The sequence below is a fragment of the Salinicola socius genome (genome assembly GCF_001937195.1).
GTDB classification, from domain to species: Bacteria; Pseudomonadota; Gammaproteobacteria; order Pseudomonadales; family Halomonadaceae; genus Salinicola; species Salinicola socius.
Map to the genome: position 1 here is coordinate 43,885 of NZ_MSDO01000001.1, position 21,938 is coordinate 65,822.

The 21,938-nt window shown below is 63.2% G+C and carries 19 protein-coding genes; 17 read left to right on the top strand and 2 right to left on the bottom strand.

What is annotated here, in order from left to right; translation table 11 throughout:
- Positions 1-142: 142 nt before the first annotated feature.
- Together BTW07_RS00195 and BTW07_RS00200 are read left to right on the top strand one after the other, a co-directional pair.
- On the top strand, positions 143-2,665 hold the full coding sequence (locus tag BTW07_RS00195) for a penicillin-binding protein 1A (RefSeq protein ID WP_075568135.1): 2,523 nt from the start codon (positions 143-145) through the stop codon (positions 2,663-2,665).
- A gap of 132 nt (positions 2,666-2,797) precedes the next feature.
- Positions 2,798-3,580 carry a DUF481 domain-containing protein gene (locus BTW07_RS00200; RefSeq protein WP_075568136.1) on the top strand — a complete coding sequence of 261 codons (783 nt, stop codon included), beginning with the start codon at positions 2,798-2,800 and terminating at the stop codon, positions 3,578-3,580.
- Positions 3,581-3,695: 115 nt separating this feature from the next.
- Here BTW07_RS00200 and BTW07_RS00205 read toward each other — a convergent pair whose 3' ends face one another.
- Together BTW07_RS00205 and rpmE are read right to left on the bottom strand one after the other, a co-directional pair.
- Positions 3,696-4,967: a malic enzyme-like NAD(P)-binding protein gene (locus tag BTW07_RS00205; RefSeq protein ID WP_075568137.1), complete on the bottom strand. Its 1,272-nt coding sequence runs from the start codon at positions 4,965-4,967 to the stop codon at positions 3,696-3,698.
- A 322-nt stretch (positions 4,968-5,289) separates the two neighbouring features.
- Positions 5,290-5,514, bottom strand: a complete 225-nt coding sequence (gene rpmE / locus BTW07_RS00210; RefSeq protein ID WP_075568138.1) for a 50S ribosomal protein L31 — start codon at positions 5,512-5,514, stop codon at positions 5,290-5,292.
- Positions 5,515-5,716: 202 nt separating this feature from the next.
- Here rpmE and BTW07_RS00215 point away from each other — a divergent pair, with 202 nt between their 5' ends.
- The 15 genes from BTW07_RS00215 to ppk1 all read left to right on the top strand — a co-directional run bounded on the left by BTW07_RS00215 (position 5,717) and on the right by ppk1 (position 21,936).
- Entirely contained in the window at positions 5,717-7,966 is a 2,250-nt protein-coding gene (locus BTW07_RS00215) for a primosomal protein N' (RefSeq protein ID WP_075568139.1), read from the top strand.
- A gap of 153 nt (positions 7,967-8,119) precedes the next feature.
- Positions 8,120-9,805 carry an arginine--tRNA ligase gene (argS, locus tag BTW07_RS00220; protein WP_075568140.1) on the top strand — a complete coding sequence of 562 codons (1,686 nt, stop codon included), beginning with the start codon at positions 8,120-8,122 and terminating at the stop codon, positions 9,803-9,805.
- Between the two features lie 3 nt (positions 9,806-9,808).
- Positions 9,809-10,513: an SPOR domain-containing protein gene (locus tag BTW07_RS00225; RefSeq protein ID WP_075568141.1), complete on the top strand. Its 705-nt coding sequence runs from the start codon at positions 9,809-9,811 to the stop codon at positions 10,511-10,513.
- Between the two features lie 330 nt (positions 10,514-10,843).
- Positions 10,844-11,362 (top strand): ATP-dependent protease subunit HslV, encoded by a 519-nt coding sequence (gene hslV / locus BTW07_RS00230; RefSeq protein ID WP_075568142.1) that lies wholly within the window; start codon positions 10,844-10,846, stop codon positions 11,360-11,362.
- A 108-nt stretch (positions 11,363-11,470) separates the two neighbouring features.
- Entirely contained in the window at positions 11,471-12,787 is a 1,317-nt protein-coding gene (hslU, locus tag BTW07_RS00235; protein WP_075568401.1) for an ATP-dependent protease ATPase subunit HslU, read from the top strand.
- Positions 12,788-12,858: 71 nt separating this feature from the next.
- Complete coding sequence (locus BTW07_RS00240; RefSeq protein WP_075568143.1) at positions 12,859-13,242, top strand: gamma-butyrobetaine hydroxylase family protein; 384 nt, start codon at positions 12,859-12,861, stop codon at positions 13,240-13,242.
- Between the two features lie 283 nt (positions 13,243-13,525).
- Positions 13,526-14,272 (top strand): bifunctional demethylmenaquinone methyltransferase/2-methoxy-6-polyprenyl-1,4-benzoquinol methylase UbiE, encoded by a 747-nt coding sequence (gene ubiE / locus BTW07_RS00245; protein ID WP_075568144.1) that lies wholly within the window; start codon positions 13,526-13,528, stop codon positions 14,270-14,272.
- An 11-nt stretch (positions 14,273-14,283) separates the two neighbouring features.
- The gene (locus BTW07_RS00250) at positions 14,284-14,907 is read left to right on the top strand and encodes a ubiquinone biosynthesis accessory factor UbiJ (RefSeq protein WP_075568145.1); all 624 of its coding nucleotides are present in this window, start codon (positions 14,284-14,286) and stop codon (positions 14,905-14,907) included.
- Entirely contained in the window at positions 14,904-16,526 is a 1,623-nt protein-coding gene (ubiB, locus tag BTW07_RS00255; RefSeq protein ID WP_075568146.1) for a ubiquinone biosynthesis regulatory protein kinase UbiB, read from the top strand. Before BTW07_RS00250 ends, ubiB begins: the two co-directional genes overlap by 4 nt.
- Before the next feature lie 81 nt (positions 16,527-16,607).
- Entirely contained in the window at positions 16,608-16,949 is a 342-nt protein-coding gene (locus BTW07_RS00260) for a phosphoribosyl-ATP diphosphatase (protein WP_075568147.1), read from the top strand.
- A 39-nt stretch (positions 16,950-16,988) separates the two neighbouring features.
- Positions 16,989-17,291: a Sec-independent protein translocase subunit TatA gene (gene tatA, locus BTW07_RS00265; protein WP_075568148.1), complete on the top strand. Its 303-nt coding sequence runs from the start codon at positions 16,989-16,991 to the stop codon at positions 17,289-17,291.
- A gap of 5 nt (positions 17,292-17,296) precedes the next feature.
- The gene (gene tatB / locus BTW07_RS00270) at positions 17,297-17,728 is read left to right on the top strand and encodes a Sec-independent protein translocase protein TatB (RefSeq protein ID WP_075568149.1); all 432 of its coding nucleotides are present in this window, start codon (positions 17,297-17,299) and stop codon (positions 17,726-17,728) included.
- Positions 17,725-18,498 carry a twin-arginine translocase subunit TatC gene (tatC, locus tag BTW07_RS00275; protein ID WP_075568150.1) on the top strand — a complete coding sequence of 258 codons (774 nt, stop codon included), beginning with the start codon at positions 17,725-17,727 and terminating at the stop codon, positions 18,496-18,498. Before tatB ends, tatC begins: the two co-directional genes overlap by 4 nt.
- 174 nt (positions 18,499-18,672) lie before the next feature.
- Positions 18,673-19,680 (top strand): porphobilinogen synthase, encoded by a 1,008-nt coding sequence (gene hemB, locus BTW07_RS00280; RefSeq protein ID WP_075568151.1) that lies wholly within the window; start codon positions 18,673-18,675, stop codon positions 19,678-19,680.
- 117 nt (positions 19,681-19,797) lie between these two features.
- Positions 19,798-21,936, top strand: a complete 2,139-nt coding sequence (gene ppk1 / locus BTW07_RS00285; RefSeq protein ID WP_075568402.1) for a polyphosphate kinase 1 — start codon at positions 19,798-19,800, stop codon at positions 21,934-21,936.
- The last annotated feature ends 2 nt before the right edge of the window (positions 21,937-21,938 follow it).

Genomic DNA, 21,938 nt, shown 5'->3' on the forward strand with positions numbered 1-21,938 from the left:
TGCTTGCAGGAAGCGGCACGAGTGAAACTGGCCCCGACTCTATCGCATCCATATAATGCCCCGATGCTGAATCATGTCCGACGCCAGGGATAGCGAGCACGCACGCGGCCGGACCGCCACCAGTCAAGGATCACCCCTTCATATGAAGCTTTTTACCCGCCTACTGACGACCGCCTTCTGGCTACTGCTGTCGCTTTGCGCCGGCGTGGTGCTGGCAGTCATTGGCGCTGGGCTCTACTTCGCCCCCGGCTTGCCGGACGTGCGCCAGCTCCAGGATTACGAGCTTCAGACGCCACTGCGTATCTATACCGAAGACAACAAGTTGATCGGCGAATATGGCGAAGAGCGCCGCATGCCGGTCAGCTACGACGAAATTCCCAAGCCGCTGATCAACGCACTGCTGGCCGCCGAAGACGCCAATTTCTACAACCACCCCGGGGTCGATCCCAAGGGACTCGTGCGCGCCGCTGTCGAGCTGGCCTCTTCGGGCAATATCCAGTCCGGCGGCAGCACCATCACCATGCAGGTGGCACGTAATTACCTGCTGACCCTGGATCAGACCTTCACCCGCAAGATCCGGGAAATCCTGCTGGCGCTGCAGATGGAGCAGATCCTGAGCAAGCCGGAAATCCTCGAGCTCTACGTCAACAAGATCTACCTCGGACATCGCTCCTATGGTATCGCCGCCGCGGCCAATACCTACTATGGCAAGCCGTTGGCCGATCTGACCCTGCCGGAGTACGCGATGATCGCGGGGCTACCCAAGGCGCCGTCGAGCTTCAATCCACTGACCAACCCGGAACGCGCACTGATTCGGCGCAACTGGATTCTCTACCGGATGCGCCAGCTCGGCTCGATCGACCAGGCCGCCTACGACGAGGCGGTCAAGGCTCCCATCACCGCCAGCCGCCATACGGCACAGGCGGAAGTCGATGCGCCCTACGTCGCGGAGATGGCCCGCGCCTACGCCGTCGAGCGTTTCGGCGACAAGGCTTACACCGACAACATTCGTGTCACCACCACGCTCGATAGTCGGCTGCAGACCGAGGCGCGCGATGCGCTGGTACAGGGCCTGATCGACTACGACACTCGCCATGGCTGGCGTGGGCCAGAAGAGAAGGACGTCCCGCCGAGCCTCGTCGAGGCGCAGGATCGCACCGAACGTCAGGGCCTGGAAGAAGAGCTGTCGGAATCGCCCGAAGTCATCGAAACCGCACGCCAGGCGGCTCAGTCCAGCGAGGCCACGATCGAGGGCGTCGACGGCGACGTCAGCAACTGGCTCAAGGTGCTGCAGCGCACGCCCGCCTATGGACCGCTCCAGCCCGCCATCGTGACCGCCACCGACGGCAAGCAGATGCGCGTGCTCGACGCCGACGGCAAGGTCATCACCCTTGGCTGGGATGGCCTGAAGTGGGCGCGCGAGTACAAGAGCGCCAAGTGGCGAGGGGGCGAGCCCGCCAATGCCGCCGCCATCGCCGACCGCGGTGACCTGGTCCGCATCATGCAAGAAGGCGATCAGTGGCGTCTGTCACAGCGTCCCGGCGCCGAGGGCGCCATTGTCGTCCTCGACCCGCAGACCGGCGCCATCGATGCACTCCAGGGCGGGTTCAGCTTCGCCGCCAGCAAGTTCAACCGGGCCATCCAGGCGCAGCGCCAGGTCGGCTCCAACTTCAAGCCCTTCGTCTATCTGGCGGCGCTGCAGGAAGGCGACATGACCGCAGCCACCATCATCAACGACGCGCCGGTGGTGATGTCCCAGTACAGCGGCGACGACTGGCGCCCCGAAAACGCGGAGCGCCAGTTCCGCGGGCCGACACGCCTGCGGGTCGGGCTTTACACCTCGCGCAACCTGGTGACCATCCGCGTACTGCAGTCGCTGGGGCTCGACAACGCGCTGAACTTCCTCGAACGCTTCGGCTTCTCGCGGAACCGCCTGCCGCACGGGCTGTCGCTGGCGCTGGGCAGCGCCTCGCTGACGCCGCTGGAGATCGCCAACGCCTATGCGGTGCTGGCCAACGGCGGCTTCCAGGTCTCGCCCTGGTACATCAAGGAGGTCACTCAGGGTAGCCAGAACACCGTGGTCGAAAAGGCCAATCCGCTGGTCGCCTGTCGCGACTGCGCACCGGATGCGACACAGACCGAAGTCGATGGCGAGCCCCGCCGCATCGCGCCCCGCGTGGTGGATCCGGACGCGCTCTACATCCTGCGTAGCATCCTGCGCGACGTCATCGAACACGGCACTGGTCGCGGCGCGCTATCGCTCAACCGCAGCGACATCGTCGGCAAGACGGGCACCACCAACGATCAGCGTGATGCCTGGTTCTCCGGCTTCAACAACTCGCTCGTGACCACGGTATGGGTCGGCAAGGACGACAACACCACGACGGCGGAATACGGTGCTCAGGCCGCCCTGCCGATCTGGAAAGCGTTCATGGGCCCGGCACTGGAAGGCACCCCGGAAGTGATTCCCGAAGCCCCCGATGACATCGTTCGGGTTCGCATCGATCCGGATACCGGCAAGCGCCTGCACGAGGATCAATCCGGCGGCATCAGTGAAATTTTCCGCAAGGACAACCTGCCTGACTATCAGCCACGCGGTATCCGCCCGGAACTCGAAGATGAGAGCGGTTCGCAAGGCACTGGCACCTACGAAGCTATCTTCTGATACATTGGTCGAGGCCCGGTCAATCAAGACCAAGGCCGTCGGGGCTGGCGCCCCGACGGCCTCGTTCCAGATGGCTGTTCCAATCCGCTCTTCACCGCAACAGGACGTCGCAGCGACGTTGAGAGAGATGTCATGCCCCTGCCCAGTTGCCGATGGTGGCTACTGATCACCTGTCTGATGGCTTCGCCGTCCTACGCCGAGCTTTTCTACGCACCGCCGGCGCCCGATGAAAATGCGCCCAACTTCAGCGGCAACGCCGAACTCGGCTACACCAAGCTGACCGGCAATACCGATACCCAGACGCTGCTCGCGAAGGCTCGCCTGACCTGGCTGACCGGGCGCAATACGCATACGTTTCGGGCCGAGACCCGCAGCGTCCAGGACAATGACAACACCACTTCGGAGCGGTATCTGGTCGGTGCGCGCGAACGCTACGAGCTCGAGAACAACAACTATCTGTTCGGCTTCGCGCGCTGGGAGCGCGATCGATTCAGCGGCTACGACTCGCAGTTCACGACCATTGCCGGTTACGGGCGCCAGCTGTTGAACGGACCCACGCACACGCTGTCTGCCGAAGTCGGCCCAGGCTATCGTCATGACGTCTATGCCGACGACAGCGACGATGACGATGACGACGCTTACGAAGGCGGCAGCAGCGACGATCTGGCGCTGGCCTACGCGGCGCTGGACTACACTTACAACTTCAGCGACGACATCTCCTTCGATCAGGAGCTGTCGGCGGAAGCGACTCACATCAGTGTCACTACCCGTTCACTCTCGTCGATTACCTCGCAGCTCAACTCTCACCTTGCGCTGCGGGTCTCCTACGATGCCAGGAGCAACACTCATCCGCCGCCGGGCGCCGAAGCCCGCACCGACACCACGACCTCGGTCTCGATTCTCTATGGCTGGTAGCCCCGCCGACGGCTCTGGGTCGCTGTAAAAAGACGGCCACGGGTCGCCATACAAGATCTTTGAAAAGCACGATGCCGCCTCTCGGGGCGGCATCGTCATATTCCACGACCAACCGTTATCGGCCGTAGATCTCCTTGACGCTTTTCAGCGGATAGTGAGAGGGGTAGGGCTTGCCCGCCACGCCGGATTCCACTGCGGCCTGTGCCACTGCTGCCGGGATTCGTTCAAGCAGACGTGAATCCACCGGTGTCGGGATAATGTAACCGCGCCCGAACTCCAGCGAGTCGACGTCGTAGGCATCCAGCACTTCCTGGGTCACCGGCTCTCTCGCCAGATCTTTCAGCGCATGTACGGCAGCGATCTTCATCTGCTCGTTGATCGCCGAAGCCCGAACGTCCAGCGCTCCGCGGAAGATGAACGGGAAGCCGAGCACGTTATTGACCTGATTGGGATAGTCCGAACGCCCCGTCCCCATGATCACGTCGCTGCGCGTCTCCCGCGCCACGTCAGGATGGATTTCCGGGTCCGGATTGGAACAGGCGAAGACCACCGGATTCGCCGCCATCTTCGCGAGCTGCTCGGGCTTGAACAGGTTCGGCCCGGACAGACCGACGAAGACGTCGGCGCCGTCGATCGCGTCATCCAGCGTACGCAGTGGCGTCTCGGTCGCGAACTGCGCCTTGTAGCTATTGAGATCGCTGCGGCCACTGTGGATGACGCCGTTGCGGTCCAGCATGAAGATGTTCTCGGCCTTGGCACCGCATTCGATCAGGAGCTTCATGCAGGCGATGGCAGCAGACCCCGCGCCAAGACAGACGATGCGGGCCGTCGCCAGCGTCTTGCCGGCGATATCCAGCGCGTTGAGCAGTCCCGCCGCGGTCACGATCGCGGTGCCATGCTGGTCGTCGTGGAACACCGGGATGCTGCAGCGCGCCTTGAGCGCCGCCTCGATCTCGAAGCACTCCGGCGCCTTGATGTCCTCCAGATTGATACCGCCCCAGGTATTGGCAATGCTGGCTACGGTATCGATGAAGGCCTGGGGCGAATCGGCCTCGACCTCGATATCGACGGAGTTGATGCCGGCGAAGCGCTTGAACAGAACCCCCTTGCCTTCCATCACCGGTTTGCTTGCCAGCGGGCCAAGATTGCCCAGACCAAGAATCGCGCTGCCGTCGGAAACCACGGCCACCAGATTGCCTTTACCGGTATAGAGATAGGCATTTTCCGGGTCCAGGGCGATTTCCCGGCACGGTTCCGCCACCCCGGGACTGTAGGCCAACGACAGGTGCTTGGCGGTTTCTGTCGGTTTGGTCAATTCGACCGACAGCTTGCCGGGGATCGGCTTGGCATGATAATCGAGCGCCGCCTGTCTTCTATCGTCACTCATGGGAAATTGTCCAGAGATGAAGGTGGGATGTTTCGGCATCGACGTGCCGTGAGGTGGCGCCAGACTATCGAAAAAGAACAACGCGCACAAATCTTTCCCCTTTTTCGGCTTTCACGACTTTTAAGCGCCTGTTTGAATCACTTAGATGCATTTGGCGACACTTATACCTGGACACCCAGCCATAAAACATCCCTTATCCTGCGTTGCCGGAAGGGAGCTCCTATCGCAACTCGTCTCGTGCCAGGCACATCGAAGCCGATTGATCGCCCACAAAAAAGCCCGCCTTGGTGGCGGGCTTTCTGACAACCGGTCGGTTCCGACGTTACGCGTTCTTGGCCGGTCGTACTGCAGCGCCGAAGCGCTTGTTGAAACGCTCGACACGGCCACCGGTGGTCGCTTGCTTCTGCTTGCCGGTGTAGAACGGGTGGCACTGAGAGCAGACGTCGACGTGAAAATCTTCGTTAGCCGTGGTGCCGATCGAATGGGTCGCGCCACAGGAACAAGTCGCCGTGACCTTCTTGTATTCGGGATGAATAGACTGTTTCATCGTGAAGCCTCGCTTTGCGGTGTACCGCCACCTGATCTCTCGCCAGGCACCGTACACGGATAGGGAATCGCGGTTCACTCCCGCGCGACCGGCCCGCCTGGAATCCCGAAGCGCACCGTTTCAAGACGATGACACCACGGATAAAAGACGCACCCTACGTCGGAAGGCGACGTATTTTAGCAGAACTCTTCATGGAGGCCAATTGGCAGATTCCCGTACCGACCCCGATAGCAGCCCGCCGGTCCCTCGGGTTCTTCGTATCGCCGTTCCCACGCCGCTGAGGCGCCTCTTCGATTATCGCCCCGCCGGCCGGCCCCCTGTCGGCGGCTGGCGCCCCGGGCTGCGGGTCAAGATACCGTTTGGCCGGCGTCATCTGGTGGGAATCGTGATGGAGTGCGCGGCCAGCAGCGAGCTGCCCGCACATCAATTGAAGCCGATCACCGAGCGCCTCGACGACGAGCCGTTGCCGGCGGACTGGCTGTGGCTGTGTCAATTCACCGCCCGCTACTATCAACACTCTCTGGGCGATACGTTGCAGCACGCGCTGCCCGGACCGCTCCGCCAGGGGCGGCCCCTGGAAGCCAGGATCCGCGAACGCTGGCAGCTGAATACCCGCGAAGCCCTCGCCCTCGACGCACTCGGCCGGGCGCCGCGCCAACGGGAACTGGTTCAACTGTTGGCGCAACATCGCCACGGCATGATCACCTCCGCGATCACCGCACAGGGATATACCCGCGCCCAACTGCAGGGGCTGCTCGACAAGGCGCTGATTACCCGCAGCAGTGAACCGCTGATGGCCAGCGAGGGCTGGTCGGGCGCGCTGCTGGCCGAACCGTCGCTGCCGCTCAACCGGGAGCAGGCGGTGGCACTGGCCGCACTCCACGAAGGTCTGGACCGCTTTCATCCCTGCCTGCTGCATGGCGTAACCGGCAGCGGCAAGACCGAGGTCTACCTGCAGCTGATCGAGGGCGTGCTCGGCCAGGGCCGCCAGGCACTGGTGCTGGTGCCCGAGATCGGCCTGACACCGCAGACGCTGTCACGCTTCCGCAAGCGCTTTCGCGCCCCGGTCGTGGCGCTGCACTCAGGGCTGACCGATCTGGAGCGGCTGGATGCGTGGGAAGCCGCCCGCAGCGGACGCGCGCCGATCGTCATCGGCACGCGCTCGGCCATCTTTACACCGCTGGCCCGCCCCGGCGTGATCATCGTCGACGAGGAGCACGACGGCTCGTTCAAGCAGCAGGACGGCCTGCGCTACCATGCTCGTGATCTGGCCATGGCGCGAGCGCACCGCGACGGCGTGCCGATCCTGCTGGGAAGCGCGACGCCGTCGCTGGAAACGCTGGCTCAGGCACGCAGCGGCCGTTACCGGCATCTGCGCTTGACCCAGCGCCCGAGCCGCCACGCGCCGGCCAAACTGGAGCTGGTCGATCTGCGTGGACGCCTGCGCCAGGGCGGCTTGGTTCCCCCAGCGATCGATGCCATCCGTCAGGCACTGAAAGCCGAAGGCCAGGTTCTGGTATTCATCAACCGACGCGGATTCTCGCCCTCGCTGGCGTGCCATCAGTGCGGCTGGATCGCCGAGTGCCGTCACTGCGACTCGCGCATGACCCTGCATCGCCAGCCCCCGCGCCTGGTCTGTCACCACTGCGAACACCAGACGCCCCAGCCGGACGCCTGTCCCGGCTGCGGCAGCGCCGACCTGAGACCGCTCGGCGCCGGTACCGAACGCACCGAAGAGACGCTGACCACACTGTTCCCGGACGTGCCGGTCTATCGTATCGACCGCGACAGCACCCGGCGCAAGGAAGCGTTCGACCAGTTGCTGACCGAGATCCGCCGTGGCGAACCCAGCCTGCTGGTGGGTACCCAGATGCTAGCCAAGGGGCATCATCTCCCTCACGTGACGCTGGTCGTGGTGGTCAACGCCGACGCCGGGCTCTACGCCAGCGATTTCCGCGCGCTCGAGCAGAGCGCTCAGCTGCTGGTCCAGGTCGCCGGCCGCGCCGGGCGGGCGGATCGCGCGGGTCGGGTGCTCGTCCAGACCCTGCATCCCGACGACCCCAACCTGCGCCTGCTGGCGGATGACGGCTACGATGCGCTCGCCTATCAGATGCTCGAAGAGCGTCGTGTGGCCGGCCTGCCGCCCTATCGTTATCTGGCGCTGACGCGTTTCGAGGCGACACGCGAGGAGGATGCCCGCCAGATGGCGGAGGCCGCCGGCGATGCCGTGCGCGAATGGCTCGCCACACGCCAACTGCCGGTACACTGCCTGGGCCCCGTCCCCGCCCCCATGGAACGTCGTCAGAACCGCTACCACCTGCAACTGATGCTGTCGTCGGAAAAGCGCAGCGCTCTGCATGAGGCCGGCGCCTGGCTGGTCGGCTGGCTGGAAAGCAGCGCCACGCGTCGCGTGCGCTGGTCGCTGGATATCGACCCGATGACGCTGAGCTGATGCCGAGGGTTTAAAGCCATGCCGCAATCACTGATAATGGCCGCCCTTTTTCCCGCGTCGTGACGACAGTTTCACGACGTTCAGATCCGCGGCGCCCCGCGCCGGGCCAGACAGCGCATGCCAGGCCCAGGCCCCACGACGACGAAGTAGCCAATGAAAGAGACGATCACACAACTGCTCGAAGCCGCCATCGCCAAGCTGCAGCAGTCAGGCGATCTACCGGCGGACGTGAATCCGGCGATCAAGGTCGATCCGACCCGCGACAAGGCCCATGGCGACTACGCCAGCAACCTGGCGCTGATGCTCGCCAAGCCGGCCGGCTGCAAGCCCCGCGAGCTCGCCGACAAGCTGGTAGCCGCCATTCCCGCCAACGAGGTGATCCGCAAGACCGAGATCGCCGGGCCGGGATTCATCAACTTCTTCGCCGCTACCGACGCCATTGCCGGCATCGTCAGCCAGATCCTGGATGCCGGCGACACGTTCGGTCGCAGCATGATCGGGGCGGGAGAGAAAGTTCAGGTCGAGTTCGTTTCCGCCAACCCGACCGGGCCACTGCACGTCGGTCATGGCCGTGGCGCCGCCATCGGCGACTGCCTGTGTCGACTGCTGGAAGCGACCGGCTTCGAGGTGACCCGCGAGTTCTACTACAACGATGCCGGCGCTCAGATCAACAATCTGATGCGCTCGGTGCAGGCCCGCGCCCGCGGCCTCGGCCCCGATGACGAAGGCTGGCCCGAAAACGGTTATCGCGGCGACTACATCGGCGATGTCGCGGCATCCTATCTGGCCGGCGAGACCGTGACGGCCGATGACCGCGAGGTCACCGCCAAGGGCGATCCCGACGACGAGGCGGCCATTCGCGCGTTCGCCGTGGCCTATCTGCGACGCGAGCAGGATCTCGATCTCAAGGCATTCGGGGTCGAATTCGACGTCTATTTCCTGGAGTCCTCACTGTATGCCGAGGGTCGGGTCGAGGAGACCATCGAGGCACTGGTCTCCGGGGGGCACACCTACGAGGCGGACGGCGCGCTGTGGCTTCGCACCACCGATTTCGGAGACGACAAAGACCGCGTGATGCGCAAGCGCGACGGCGACTACACCTACTTCGTGCCCGACGTCGCCTACCACTACAACAAGTGGCAACGCGGCTTCACCACCGTGATCGACGAACAGGGGGCCGATCACCATTCGACCGTCACCCGTGTTCGCGCCGGCCTGCAGGCCCTCGAGGTCGGGATCCCGCAGGGCTGGCCGGACTACGTGCTGCATCAGATGGTGCTGGTGACCCGCTCCGGCGTCGAGGTCAAGCTCTCCAAGCGCGCCGGCAGCTACGTCACGCTGCGCGACCTGATCGACGAGGTGGGCCGTGATGCCACACGTTACTTTCTTGCCGCCCGCCGCGCCGATTCCCAGATGACGTTCGATATCGATCTCGCGCGCTCGCAGACCAACGACAACCCGGTCTACTACATCCAGTACGCCCACGCCCGCGTCTGCAGCGTGCTGCGCAAGGCCGAGAGCGACGACCTTGCCTTCGACCACTCGACCGCGATGGCCAATCTGGAGCGTCTCGACGCCCCTCAGGAGAAGGCATTGATGAATCGGCTGGCACGCTATCCCGATGTCGTCGAGCGTGCCGCCCGCGCCCGCGAAGCGAATCAGATCGCGCAGTATCTGACCGAACTCGCCAGCGATTTCCACACCTGCTACAACGCCCAGAAAGTCATGGTCGACGATGCCGAGCTGCGCAACGCGCGGCTGGCACTGGGTCTGGCAACGCGCCAGGTCATCGGCAATGGATTGGCGCTACTCGGCGTCAGCGCCCCGGAGGAGATGTAAATCATGGCACGCCGCCCCGATCAGAACAGCCGCCCCTCGACCTCTCGTTCTTCACCCAAAGGCGCGACGACGAAGTCTCGCTCCAGCCGATCCAACAACAGCCAGGGCGGCGGTCTCGGTGGCATTCCGGGCTGGCTGTGGGCGATTGCCGGCCTGATTGCCGGCTTCGCACTGTCGCAATACCTGGATCGATCTTCTCCGGAGCCGGTGGCCGCAGTGGTGCCGCGGCCGACCTCCAATCAGGCCGCCAGCGGGGGGGGAAGCAGCGCGCAAAATGGTGGTGCGGGCGCCGGCGAGAACACCGCCCAGCCGCCAGCGACGCCAACGTTCGAGTTCTACACGCTGCTGCCGGAAACGGAGGTCATCGCCCCCAACAGTGACAGCTCGGCGCCGGAGCCCACCGCCAAGACGACCCAGGAAGCCGCTGCCGACGATGCCGCGAATCAGACCAAGCAGCCGACGCCCAGCGGCGGTCGCTACGTCTTGCAGGCGGCCTCCTTTCGCGATCTTGGCGACGCCGAACGCCTTGCCAACCGACTCAAGGACTTCGGCCTGCTGGCCAAGATCACCGACGTGCGCGCCAATGGCGATCAGCTATGGCACCGCGTCCAGGTCGGACCCTACGAGGACAAGCGCGAGCTGTCGCGCGCTCAGGATCTGATGGTGACCCAGGGCATCGAGCCGTTGCTGCTGCGCTTGCAGAACTGAGTCCTCGAATCCGAAACCCCGGGATCGTCCCGCCCTGAACGCCCGACGTCATCCCGTGGACGGCGCCTCGTCGCTGCAGCTCACCTCATTACAGCACTTTCATTACAGCACTTTCATTACAGCACTTCAGGACGGCCGGCATCCCTTGTCGGCCGTTTCTCTTTCCGGGACCCGCAAAAGCCCGCGGCTTGATTTCCCCGTTACCCGCCCACATTTGATGAGTCATGCTGCATCGCGTCATTCATCACCTCGTTCAATGCTGACGCGATCGCACCCGTTTTTCCGTGCCTCCGGTGACACTGGGCGGCGCGCCATTGGGAGTTAAACTGCATGACCACAATCGTATCCGTGCGCCGTGGCGACCAGGTGGCTCTGGCCGGCGATGGCCAGGTTTCGCTGGGCAACACGGTGATGAAAGGCAACGCCAGCAAGGTTCGCCGTCTTTACCGCGGCCAGGTCCTGGCCGGTTTCGCTGGCGGTACCGCCGACGCCTTCACCCTGTTCGAGCGTTTCGAAGCGCAGCTGGACAAGTACCAGGGGCATCTGACCAAGGCTGCGGTCGAGCTGGCAAAAGAGTGGCGTACCGATCGCGCGCTGCGTCGTCTCGAGGCGATGCTGGCCGTGGCCGACAAGACGGCTTCGTTGATCATCACCGGTAATGGCGACGTGGTCGAACCGGAACGCGGCATCATCGCCATCGGCTCCGGCGGCCACTTTGCACAGGCTTCGGCGCGAGCGCTGCTCGAGAATACCGAGCTCGGTGCCCGCGAGATCACCGAGAAGTCGCTCAACATCGCCGCCGACATCTGCGTCTTTACCAATCACCAGATTACGCTCGAAGAGCTGTAACGAGGCCGCATACCCATGTCTCAGAATATTTCGTCTCACAGCGCCACGACCGATAACGGCGTCACTCAGGAGAGCGCCAACGCTCGACCGGCGCTGACCCAGTCGGCGATGACGCCGCGGGAGATCGTGCATTCGCTCGATCAGTACATCATCGGCCAGCACGATGCCAAGCGCGCCGTCGCCATTGCCCTGCGCAATCGCTGGCGTCGGATGCGTCTCGACGAGGACATGCGCGGCGAGATCGTACCCAAGAACATCCTGATGATCGGTCCCACCGGCGTCGGCAAGACCGAGATCGCGCGACGTCTGGCCAAGCTCGCCGGGGCGCCCTTTCTCAAGGTCGAAGCGACCAAGTTCACCGAAGTGGGCTATGTCGGCCGCGACGTCGAGTCGATCATTCGCGACCTGATGGAAATGGCGATCAAGATGGTCCGCGAGCAGGCCAAGGTCGAGGTGCGCCACAAGGCCCAGGATGCCGCCGAAGACCGCATTCTCGATGCGCTGCTGCCGCGTCCGCGGGGTAGCGAGTATGACGCCGGCCGCGATGACTCCTCGACCCGTCAGGTGTTCCGCAAGAAACTGCGCGAAGGTCAGCTCGACGACAAGGAGATCGATATCGAGGTGACGCCCGCCAGCCAGGGCGTGGATATCATGACGCCGCCCGGCATGGAGGAGATGACCAATCAGCTCCAGAGCCTGTTCGCCAACATGGGCAAGCAGAAGTCCGAAAACCGCCGCGTGACGGTCAAGGATGCCTGGAAGCTGTTGCAGGACGAGGAAGCCGCCAAGCTGGTCAACGAGGAAGAGATCAAGCAGCGCGCGCTGGAAGCGGTCGAGCAGAACGGCATCGTGTTCCTCGACGAGATCGACAAGGTCGCCAAGCGCGGCGAGTCCGGCAGCGGCGGCGACGTCTCTCGCGAGGGCGTGCAGCGAGACCTGCTGCCGCTGATCGAAGGCTCCACCGTTTCCACCAAGCACGGCATGGTGCGGACCGACCACATCCTGTTCATCGCCTCAGGGGCCTTCCACCTCTCCAAGCCTTCGGATCTGATCCCGGAACTGCAGGGTCGTCTACCGATCCGGGTCGAACTCACTGCGCTGACGCCGGACGACTTCAAGCGCATCCTGACCGAGCCTTCGGCGGCACTGACCAAGCAGTACCGGGCCTTGCTCAATACCGAAGGTCTGGACGTCCAGTTCACCGACGACGGGATTTCCCGTATTGCCCAGATCGCCTGGCAGGTCAACGATGGCACCGAGAACATCGGGGCGCGTCGCCTGCACACGGTGATGGAGCGACTGCTCGAGGAAGCCTCTTTCCAGGGCAGTGACTTCGCGAGTCCGCTGGTGGTCGACGCGGACTACGTCAACGACAAGCTGGGCGAACTGGCGGTGGACGAAGATCTGTCGCGGTATATTCTCTAAGGCACGAGCCGCGAAACGCGTCGGTCGCTCGCCGTCATGGCGGGCGATCGGCCCGAAGCCAGGAGTCCGTCATGTCCGTCCCGATTCCCACCCGTGTCCACTACCACAAGGGCGATCGCGAGCTCGAGCTGGGTTATCCCGATGGTCAGAGCTATCGCCTGCCGGTGGAGTTGCTGCGCGTCTACTCGCCCTCGGCGGAAGTCCAGGGCCATCATCCCAGCGAGGCCGTGTTGCAGACCGGAAAGCGCCACGTCGGGCTGCTGGATATCTCCCAGACCGGCCGCTACGCGCTGAAGCTGCACTTCGACGACGGACACGATACCGGGCTTTATACCTGGGAGTACCTTCACGACATGGCGATCCACCGACAAGCGTGGTGGGAAGATTATCTCGCTCGGCTGGCACGCGCCGGCGCCTCGCGCGATGCCAGCGTGATTCGGATTCACCAGGTCTGAAGCCGCACGAGCGACGCCAGGAAATCCCGGGCGAGAGATCTCGAGCAGGAAATCGAAAAGGGCGGCGACCGCAAGGTGCCGCCCTTTTGCGTGCGTGAAGCGCAAAGACAAGTTTGCGACCAGACGCTACAATGCGGACTCGATCGATTCACATCGTTTTGGCCCTGACCTTCAGCGCGTCACCCACATCGGCTCGGTCCGCTCGACAGCTCATCGCCGGACAGCGACAACATCGCCTCGATGGCGATACGATCGCCGCTCGCGTCATCTCGGAGAAAAGCACATGGATAAGCGCACCACCGACTTCGGCTACGAAAAGGTCGCGGTCGACGAGAAGGCCGCCCGCGTGGCCGACGTCTTTCACTCGGTGGCCGCGCGCTACGATGTCATGAACGATCTGATGTCATTCGGCATTCACCGCCTCTGGAAACAGCTGGCACTTGAGCGCAGCGGTGTTCGCCAGGGCCACAGCGTTCTCGACATCGCCGGCGGCACCGGTGACCTGACCCGCCAGTTCGCCAAGCGCGTCGGCCCGAAAGGCCGGGTCATCCTGGCCGACATCAACGAATCCATGCTGCGTGTGGGTCGTGACAAGCTGATCGATCACGGCGTCGGCGACAACGTCAAGTACGTTCAGGCCAATGCCGAAAGCCTGCCGTTTCCGGACAACAGCTTTCACTGCATCACCATCGCCTTCGGCCTGCGCAACGTGACCGACAAGGACGCTGCATTACGCTCGATGACACGGGTACTCAAACCCGGCGGACGCCTGCTGGTGCTGGAGTTTTCCAAGCCGGTCAACGGCCTGCTGTCGAAAGCCTACGATCAGTATTCTTTCCGCCTGTTGCCGCAGATGGGCCGACTGGTGGCCAACGATGCCGACAGCTACCGCTACCTGGCGGAATCGATCCGCATGCATCCCGACCAGGAAACGCTCAAGACCATGATGCAGGCGGCCGGTCTGGAGCGCGTCGAATATACCAACATGACCGGTGGAATCGTCGCGCTACACCGCGGCATCAAGCTCTGAGGGCTGGCGTCATGCTGGATACTTTCGCCCTGGTCGCCCTGGAGCGCTCGCTGAACACGCTGCTGCGTCGTGACCCCGCATCGCCCGCACGTCTGGCAGCGCTGGCCGGCCATACCTTGCGGCTGACCTTCGTCGACGCGGAACTCGGACTGCGCGTGGCTTTTCATGCCGAAGGCGTCACGCTCGGACGCGTCCATGACTGGCACGATTCAGACGATCTCGAAATCACCGTCACTCGCCACGTCATGACTCGCCTCGTGGCCGGCGACTCGCCCGAACGTCTGCTGTTCAGCGGGCAATTGCCGGTCACCGGCCAAACGGGGCTGCTGTCTCCGATCCAGGCGCTGTTCATGGAGCTTGATGTCGACTGGGAAGGCGCGTTATCCCGGGCGATGGGCAACGCGACGGCTCATGGTGTCGCCAGCGGCATTCGCCACCTCGACCGCCAGGCCCGTTTCCTGGTCAGCGAATGGCATCAGGACATGCGCGACTATCTGTTCGAGGAACGGCGCTGGCTGGCCGGACGCGACCAGCTCGCAGTGGCGCGCGACCATCTCACGGCACTTCAGCAATCCGTCGACCGCCTCGGTGCCCGAGTGGCTCGGCTACAACGTGGCCAGGAGTCGCATTCATGAGCTTGCGGTTATTTCGCATCGCCTGGACCGTCTCCCGTTATCGCCTCGACAGCCTGGTGCCTCCGGAACGGCTACCGCCGGTCATCCGTTGGCTATGGCGCTTCGCGCCCGTTCGGCTGATTCCGATCGGCAACGATTCGCGCGGCAAACGGTTACGCCTGGCGCTGGAGTCACTCGGGCCGATCTTCGTCAAGTTCGGCCAGATGCTGTCGACGCGCCGTGATCTGCTGCCGCCGGATATCGCCGACGAGCTCAAGCGTCTTCAGGACCAGGTTCCGCCCTTCCCCGGCGAGACCGCTCGTGCCATGGTCGAAGTCGAACTCGGCAAGACCGTCGAGGAAGCTTTCGCGGCCTTCGACACCGAACCGCTGGCCTCGGCGTCGATCGCCCAGGTTCATGCCGCCGAGCTGCACAGCGGCGAGCAGGTCGTGGTGAAGATCATTCGTCCCGGGATCGATCGCATCATGCGCGAGGATATCGGGCTGCTCTATACCTTCGCGCGCCTGATGCGACGAATTCCCGAAGCGCGCCGCCTGCGGCCGGTCGAGGTGGTTCAGGACTACGAGGCGACCCTGTTCGACGAGCTCGATCTCAACAAGGAAGCCGCCAATACGTCGCAACTCAAGCGTAACTTCCTGAGTTCACCGCTGCTCTATGTGCCGGCCATCCACTGGTCGCTGACCCACCGCCAGGTCATGGTCCAGGAGCGCATCAACGGCATCCCGGTTGCCGATATCGACGCCCTGCGCGCCCAGGGCACCGACCTCAAGAAGTTGGCCGAGCGTGGCGTCGAGATCTTCTTTACCCAGGTCTTTCGCGACAATTTCTTCCATGCCGACATGCACCCGGGCAATATCTTCGTGTCGCGGGACAATCCTGCCGAACCTCGTTACATCGCCATCGACTGTGGCATCGTCGGCAGCCTGACCCGTGAAGATCAGGACTACCTGGCCCGGAACCTGCTCGCCTTCTTCCGCCAGGACTACTACGAGGTCGCGGTGCTGCACATCGAATCCGGCTGGGTCGGGGAAGGCACGCGGGCCAACGAGTTCGCCTCGGCGATCCGGGCCGTCTGCGAGCCGATTCTGGAGAAACCGCTCAAGGACATCTCTTTCGGCCAGGTGCTGCTGGGCCTGTTCCAGACGGCTCGCCGCTTCAATATGGAAGTCCAGCCACAGCTGGTGCTGCTGCAGAAGACCTTGCTCAATATCGAAGGCCTGGGTCGTCAGCTCTATCCCGATCTGGATCTGTGGAGCACCGCCAGACCGTATCTCGAGCGCTGGATGCGCGAGCGCGCCGGCCCCAAGGGGTTCTGGAAAGCCCTGCAGAAGCACGCACCCGAACTGGCTCACCAGATTCCAGAGCTGCCGGTGCTCGCCTATCAGGCGCTATCCGATCGCGAACAGCAGCGTCGGCTCAACCGCCAGCAGACGGAGGCGCTGACGGGCCTCGAAGCCCGCTTCCAGCGAGCCGCGCCTCGGGCCAGGCGCCTGCGTCTGGGCGCCGTTCTGCTGGCCGTGGCGCTGGCCTGGCAACCGATGCTGGAATGGGCCGAACAGCAACCCTGGCCGGTACTGGTCGCCGCCGGACTGGGCTTGGTGCTGCTCGCCTGGCGCTGAGTCTATAATGGTGGCCCGAGCCACGACGTCGTCGAGCGCCTCGCCGGGCCAAATTCGCTATACACGCAGGAATGTCATCTGATGAGTGATACCCTCGAGCAACTGGCAGCGGTACTGGACGCCCGTCGCAGCGCGGACCCGGACAACTCCTATGTCGCGCAGCTGCATCACCGAGGCCTCAACAAGATCCTGGAAAAGGTCGGCGAGGAAGCCACCGAAACGCTGCTTGCCGCCAAGGATTTCGAGGTAGATGATGCACGAAGCCGTCAGGATCTGGTCGGCGAAGTGGCCGATCTCTGGTTTCACAGTCTGGTCATGCTGTCGCATCTCGATATCGATCATAGGGAAGTGCTGGCGGAACTGGCCCGGCGTGCCGGCGTCTCGGGGCTGGACGAAAAAGCCTCGCGCCAACGAGATTCATGAATCATCATCGCGCCAACGCGCATCGGTAAGGAGAGAGTTATGCTGGGCGGGATTAGTATCTGGCAGCTGTTGATCGTCCTCGGGATCATCATCCTGATTTTCGGCACCAAGAAACTGCGCAACGTGGGCAGCGACCTCGGCGGCGCCGTCAAGGGCTTCAAGAAAGCCGTTGGGGAAGATGAAGAGGAGAAGAAGGGGAGCAACACGCAGCAGAGTATCGACCACTCCCAGGACGCGACTCGCAACACGACGCCCCATGACACGACCAGCCAGGACAGCAACTTCGACAGTCGTCCCGACGAGACGAAGACAACGTCCGGCGACAAGGTCGAGCGCCAGTAACCGACATGTTCGATATCGGCTTCTTCGAACTTCTGCTGATCGGCATCGTCGGCCTGCTGGTGCTGGGCCCCGAGCGACTGCCCAAGGCGGCACGAACCGCCGGCCTGTGGGTCGGTCGGATCAAGCGCAGCGTCTCGACCATGCAACGGGAAATCACCTCCCAGCTGGAAGCCGAAGAGCTGCGCCAGAAGCTCGCCGAGCAGCAGAAAAAACTGGATGAAGGCATCAATCAGGCGCGGCGCGGCGTCGAAAGGAGCTTCGAGAGCGAGTCGAAAAACGACTCGCCCGCTTCGACGTCAGCATCCGCGGCCGGCGGCGATCGCGAGCAGACCGCCCTGCCTTCCGATACCGACCTGCCCTCGTCGTCTTCCGCGCCGGGCTCGCCGCCTTCCACGCCCTCCTCCTCACCTGCGGACAAGGATTCGGCTCCCCGATGAGCGATGCCTCCTCTCCACCGCCAGATGACAAGCAGCCACAGGCACCGTTGATCGAGCACCTGATCGAATTGCGCTCGCGCCTGCTCAAGGCGGTAATCGTCGTCGTGGTGATTTTTCTCGGGCTCTACGCTTTCTCCAACGACATCTACCGTTTCGTGGCCAACCCCCTGGTGGCATTGCTGCCGGTCGGGTCGAAGATGATCGCCACCGAGGTCACGTCGCCCTTTCTGGCACCGTTCAAGCTGACCATGGTGGTCGCCGTCTTCGCGGCGATCCCGTTCATTCTCTATCAAGCGTGGGCGTTCATCGCACCGGGGCTCTACAAGCACGAGAAGGCACTGGCATTTCCGCTACTCGCCTCCAGCATTCTGCTGTTCTACTGCGGCGCGGCTTTCGCCTACTACGTGGTGTTTCCGCTGTTGTTCAGCTTCTTCGTGCATACCGGGCCTCAGGACGTCACGGTGATGACGGACATCAACGCCTACCTCAATTTCGTGTTGAAGATGTTCTTTGCTTTCGGCGTCGCCTTCGAGATCCCCATCGCCACGTTTCTGGTGATCTGGACCGGGATCACCGACGTGAAAAGTCTGAGCCAGAAGCGCCCCTACGTGATTCTGATCTGCTTCATCGTCGGCATGCTGCTGACCCCGCCGGACATCATCTCGCAAAGCCTGCTGGCCGTGCCCATGTGGCTACTGTTCGAGGTAGGCATCATCTTCGGCCGTATCGTCCAGCGGCGACGCGCGGAAGAGCCGACCGAGGCTGGCTGAGCCGCTTGCTTGTCGAACTGCTGCGACAACCGCCCTCAACCTGGCGTTCGCCACGGTTGTTATACTGAGGCGTCGAACCCACTGTCATCGTTCTGTCACTCGCCGTCGGTAAGTTAGCTACCGGCGCCGCGAACGTGTCGAAAGGCACGCTCGCCGTCTATCGTGGAGAGATTCATGCGTTACAACCTTCCTCGTCAGTATCCGGCCACACGCCTGCGTCGTCTGCGCAAGAGCGACTTTTCCCGCCGCCTGGCCAGAGAGTCGACACTGACGACGGACGACCTGATTCTTCCCGTGTTCGTCCTCGATGGCGAGAAACGCCGCGAACCGGTCGCCTCGATGCCGGGTGTCGAACGACTGTCCATCGACGAATTGCTGCGCGAGACCGAGGAGCTGGTCGAGCTCGGTATTCCGGCGATCGATCTTTTCCCGTTCACGCCGGCGGAAAAGAAGACCTTCGACGGGGCCGAAGCATGGAATCCGGATGGCGTGATTCAGCGTGCGATCCGGGCGCTGCGCGAGCGATTCCCGGAACTCGGCATCATCACCGACGTGGCGCTCGATCCTTACACCACCCATGGTCAGGACGGCGTACCGGACGACAATGGCTACCTGATCAACGATCGCACCATCGAGGCGCTGATCAAGCAGGCACTGTCCCACGCCGAAGCCGGCGCCGACGTGATCTCGCCATCCGACATGATGGACGGTCGGATCGGCGAGATTCGTGCCACCTTCGAACGCGAAGGGCTCCACGAGACCCAGATCATGGCCTACTCGGCCAAGTACGCCTCAAAGTATTACGGCCCGTTCCGCGATGCCATCGGTTCCAGCGCCAACCTGGGGAAAGCCGACAAGTTCAGCTACCAGATGGATCCGGCCAACACCAACGAGGCGTTGCACGAAACCGCCCTGGATATTCAGGAAGGCGCCGACATGGTGATGGTCAAGCCGGGCATGCCCTACTTGGACGTGATCCAGCGCGTGAAAGAGTCGTTCGGCGTGCCCACCTTTGCCTATCAGGTCAGCGGTGAGTACGCCATGCACATGGCCGCCTTCGAGAAAGGCTGGCTGGATGCGGACAGCGTGATTCTGGAATCGCTGACCTGCTTCAAGCGCGCGGGCGCCGACGGCATCCTGACCTACTTTGCCAAACGCGCCGCACAACTGCTCAAATCCTGAGGACCGCGGGCGTGTCTACCCCGGTACCGGAGACTTCTCATGACAGACTCAGGCACACCCGACACGCCCGACACCTCTACCGATACCGATATCCCGCTGGCGGTTATCGGTGACGAGATGAACACGGCACCCTTGCGCGTCAACCGCACGCGCAAGGGCATTCACGCCAAGCAAACGCCTTCCTCCCATGCGGATCTCGATGACCCGGCGCTCTATTTCAACCGGGAACTGTCACATCTGCAGTTCAATATCCGCGTGCTCGAGCAGTCACTGGATGCCTCGCACCCGCTGCTCGATCGCCTGATGTTCCTGTTGATCGTCTCTTCCAATCTCGATGAATTCTTCGAAATTCGGGTCGCCGGGCTCAAGCATCAGCTGGCCTCGTTCCACGAGGAGACCGGCGCCGACGGCATGCCGCCCATCCGCGTGTTGCAGGAAGTCTCACGCATCGCGCATGAGCAGGTGGAACGCCAGTACCGCATCCTCAACGATGTGCTGGTACCGGCTCTGGAAGAGCAGAAGATCCGTTTTCGACGTCGCGCTCAGTGGACACCCGAGCAGGCCGCCTGGGTCGCGGACTACTTCGAGGAGGAGATCGCACCGGTCATCAGCCCGATCGGACTCGACCCCTCGCATCCGTTTCCTCGGCTGGTCAACAAGAGCCTCAACTTCATCGTCGAGCTCGATGGCACCGATGCCTTCGGCCGCGAGGGCGGCATGGCGATTCTGCCCGCCCCACGCTCGCTGCCGCGACTGATCCGGCTGCCGGCGGCGCTCTGCGAGGAGGGTTTCACCGACTACGTGTTTCTGTCGTCGATGATCCACGCCCATGCCCATGAAGTCTTTCCCGGCATGGAGGTGGGGGGCTGCTACCAGTTCCGGCTGACCCGCAATGCCGACCTGTCGGTCGATCCCGAAGAAGTCTCGGACCTGGCCTCGGCACTGCGCGGTGAGTTGCTGGCACGACGCTATGGCAGCGGTGTCCGTCTGGAGGTCGCCGACAACTGTCCCGACAGCCTGATCGACTTTCTGCTCAAGCAGTTCGAGCTTGGTGAAGAGGACCTCTACCGGGTCAATGGACCGGTCAATCTGACCCGGATGATGGCCGTGCTCGGCGATGTACAGCGCCCCGATCTGCGCTACCGACCCTTCACTCCGGGCCTGCCCAAGCCATTGCGCGGCGAGGTCAACCTGTTCTCCGCCATCCTCCAGGGCGATATTCTGCTGCACCACCCCTTCCAGTCGTTCAATCCGGTAGAGGATCTGCTGCGCCAGGCGGCACGCGACCCCGACGTGATGGCGATCAAGCAGACGCTCTACCGCACCGGCGCCGACTCCTCGATCGTCGGCGCACTGGTGGAAGCCGCGCGCGGCGGCAAGGAAGTGACCGTGGTCATCGAGCTGCGCGCGCGCTTCGACGAGGCCGACAATCTGGTACTGGCTTCCCGGCTGCAGGAGGCCGGCGCCATCGTTATCTACGGCGTCATGGCCTACAAGACTCACGCCAAGATGATGCATATCGTGCGCCGCGAGAAAGGCGCGCTACGTCACTATGCTCACCTGGGCACCGGCAATTACCACGCCAAGACCGCCAAGCTGTACACCGACTACAGCCTGATGACCACCAACGAGGCGCTGTGCGAGGACGTGCACAAGGTGTTTCAGCAGCTCTCCGGCATGGGCAAGCCGCGCAAGATTCACACGCTGTTGCATGCACCGTTCACGCTGCACAAGGCGCTGATCGAAATGATCGAACGCGAAGCCAAGCTGGCCGAAAGCGGCAAGAAGGCCCGGCTCGTCATCAAGTGCAATGCGCTGACCGAGCCCAGGCTGATTCGGGCACTCTACCGGGCCTCTCAGGCTGGCGTGATCTGCGACCTGATCATTCGCGGCATGTGCTGTCTGCGCCCCGGCATTCCGGGCATCTCCGACAATATCCGGGTGCGCTCGATCATTGGCCGCTTCCTCGAGCACACCCGCGTCTACTACTTCCACAATGACGGCAAGCACGACGTGTGGTGTTCCAGCGCCGATGCCATGGAACGCAACATGTTCCATCGGGTTGAGACCTGCTTTCCGCTGCTGGACAAAAAAGTGGCGCAGCAGGTACGCAAGGATCTCGACACCTATCTACTGGACAACTGCCAGAGCTGGGAGCTCGACACCGAGGGGCAGTATCAGCTGCGCAACCCCGGCGATGCCGAGCCGATCAGCGCCCAGGAAACGCTGCTTTACGCCTACGCCAGCCAGGCCTGATC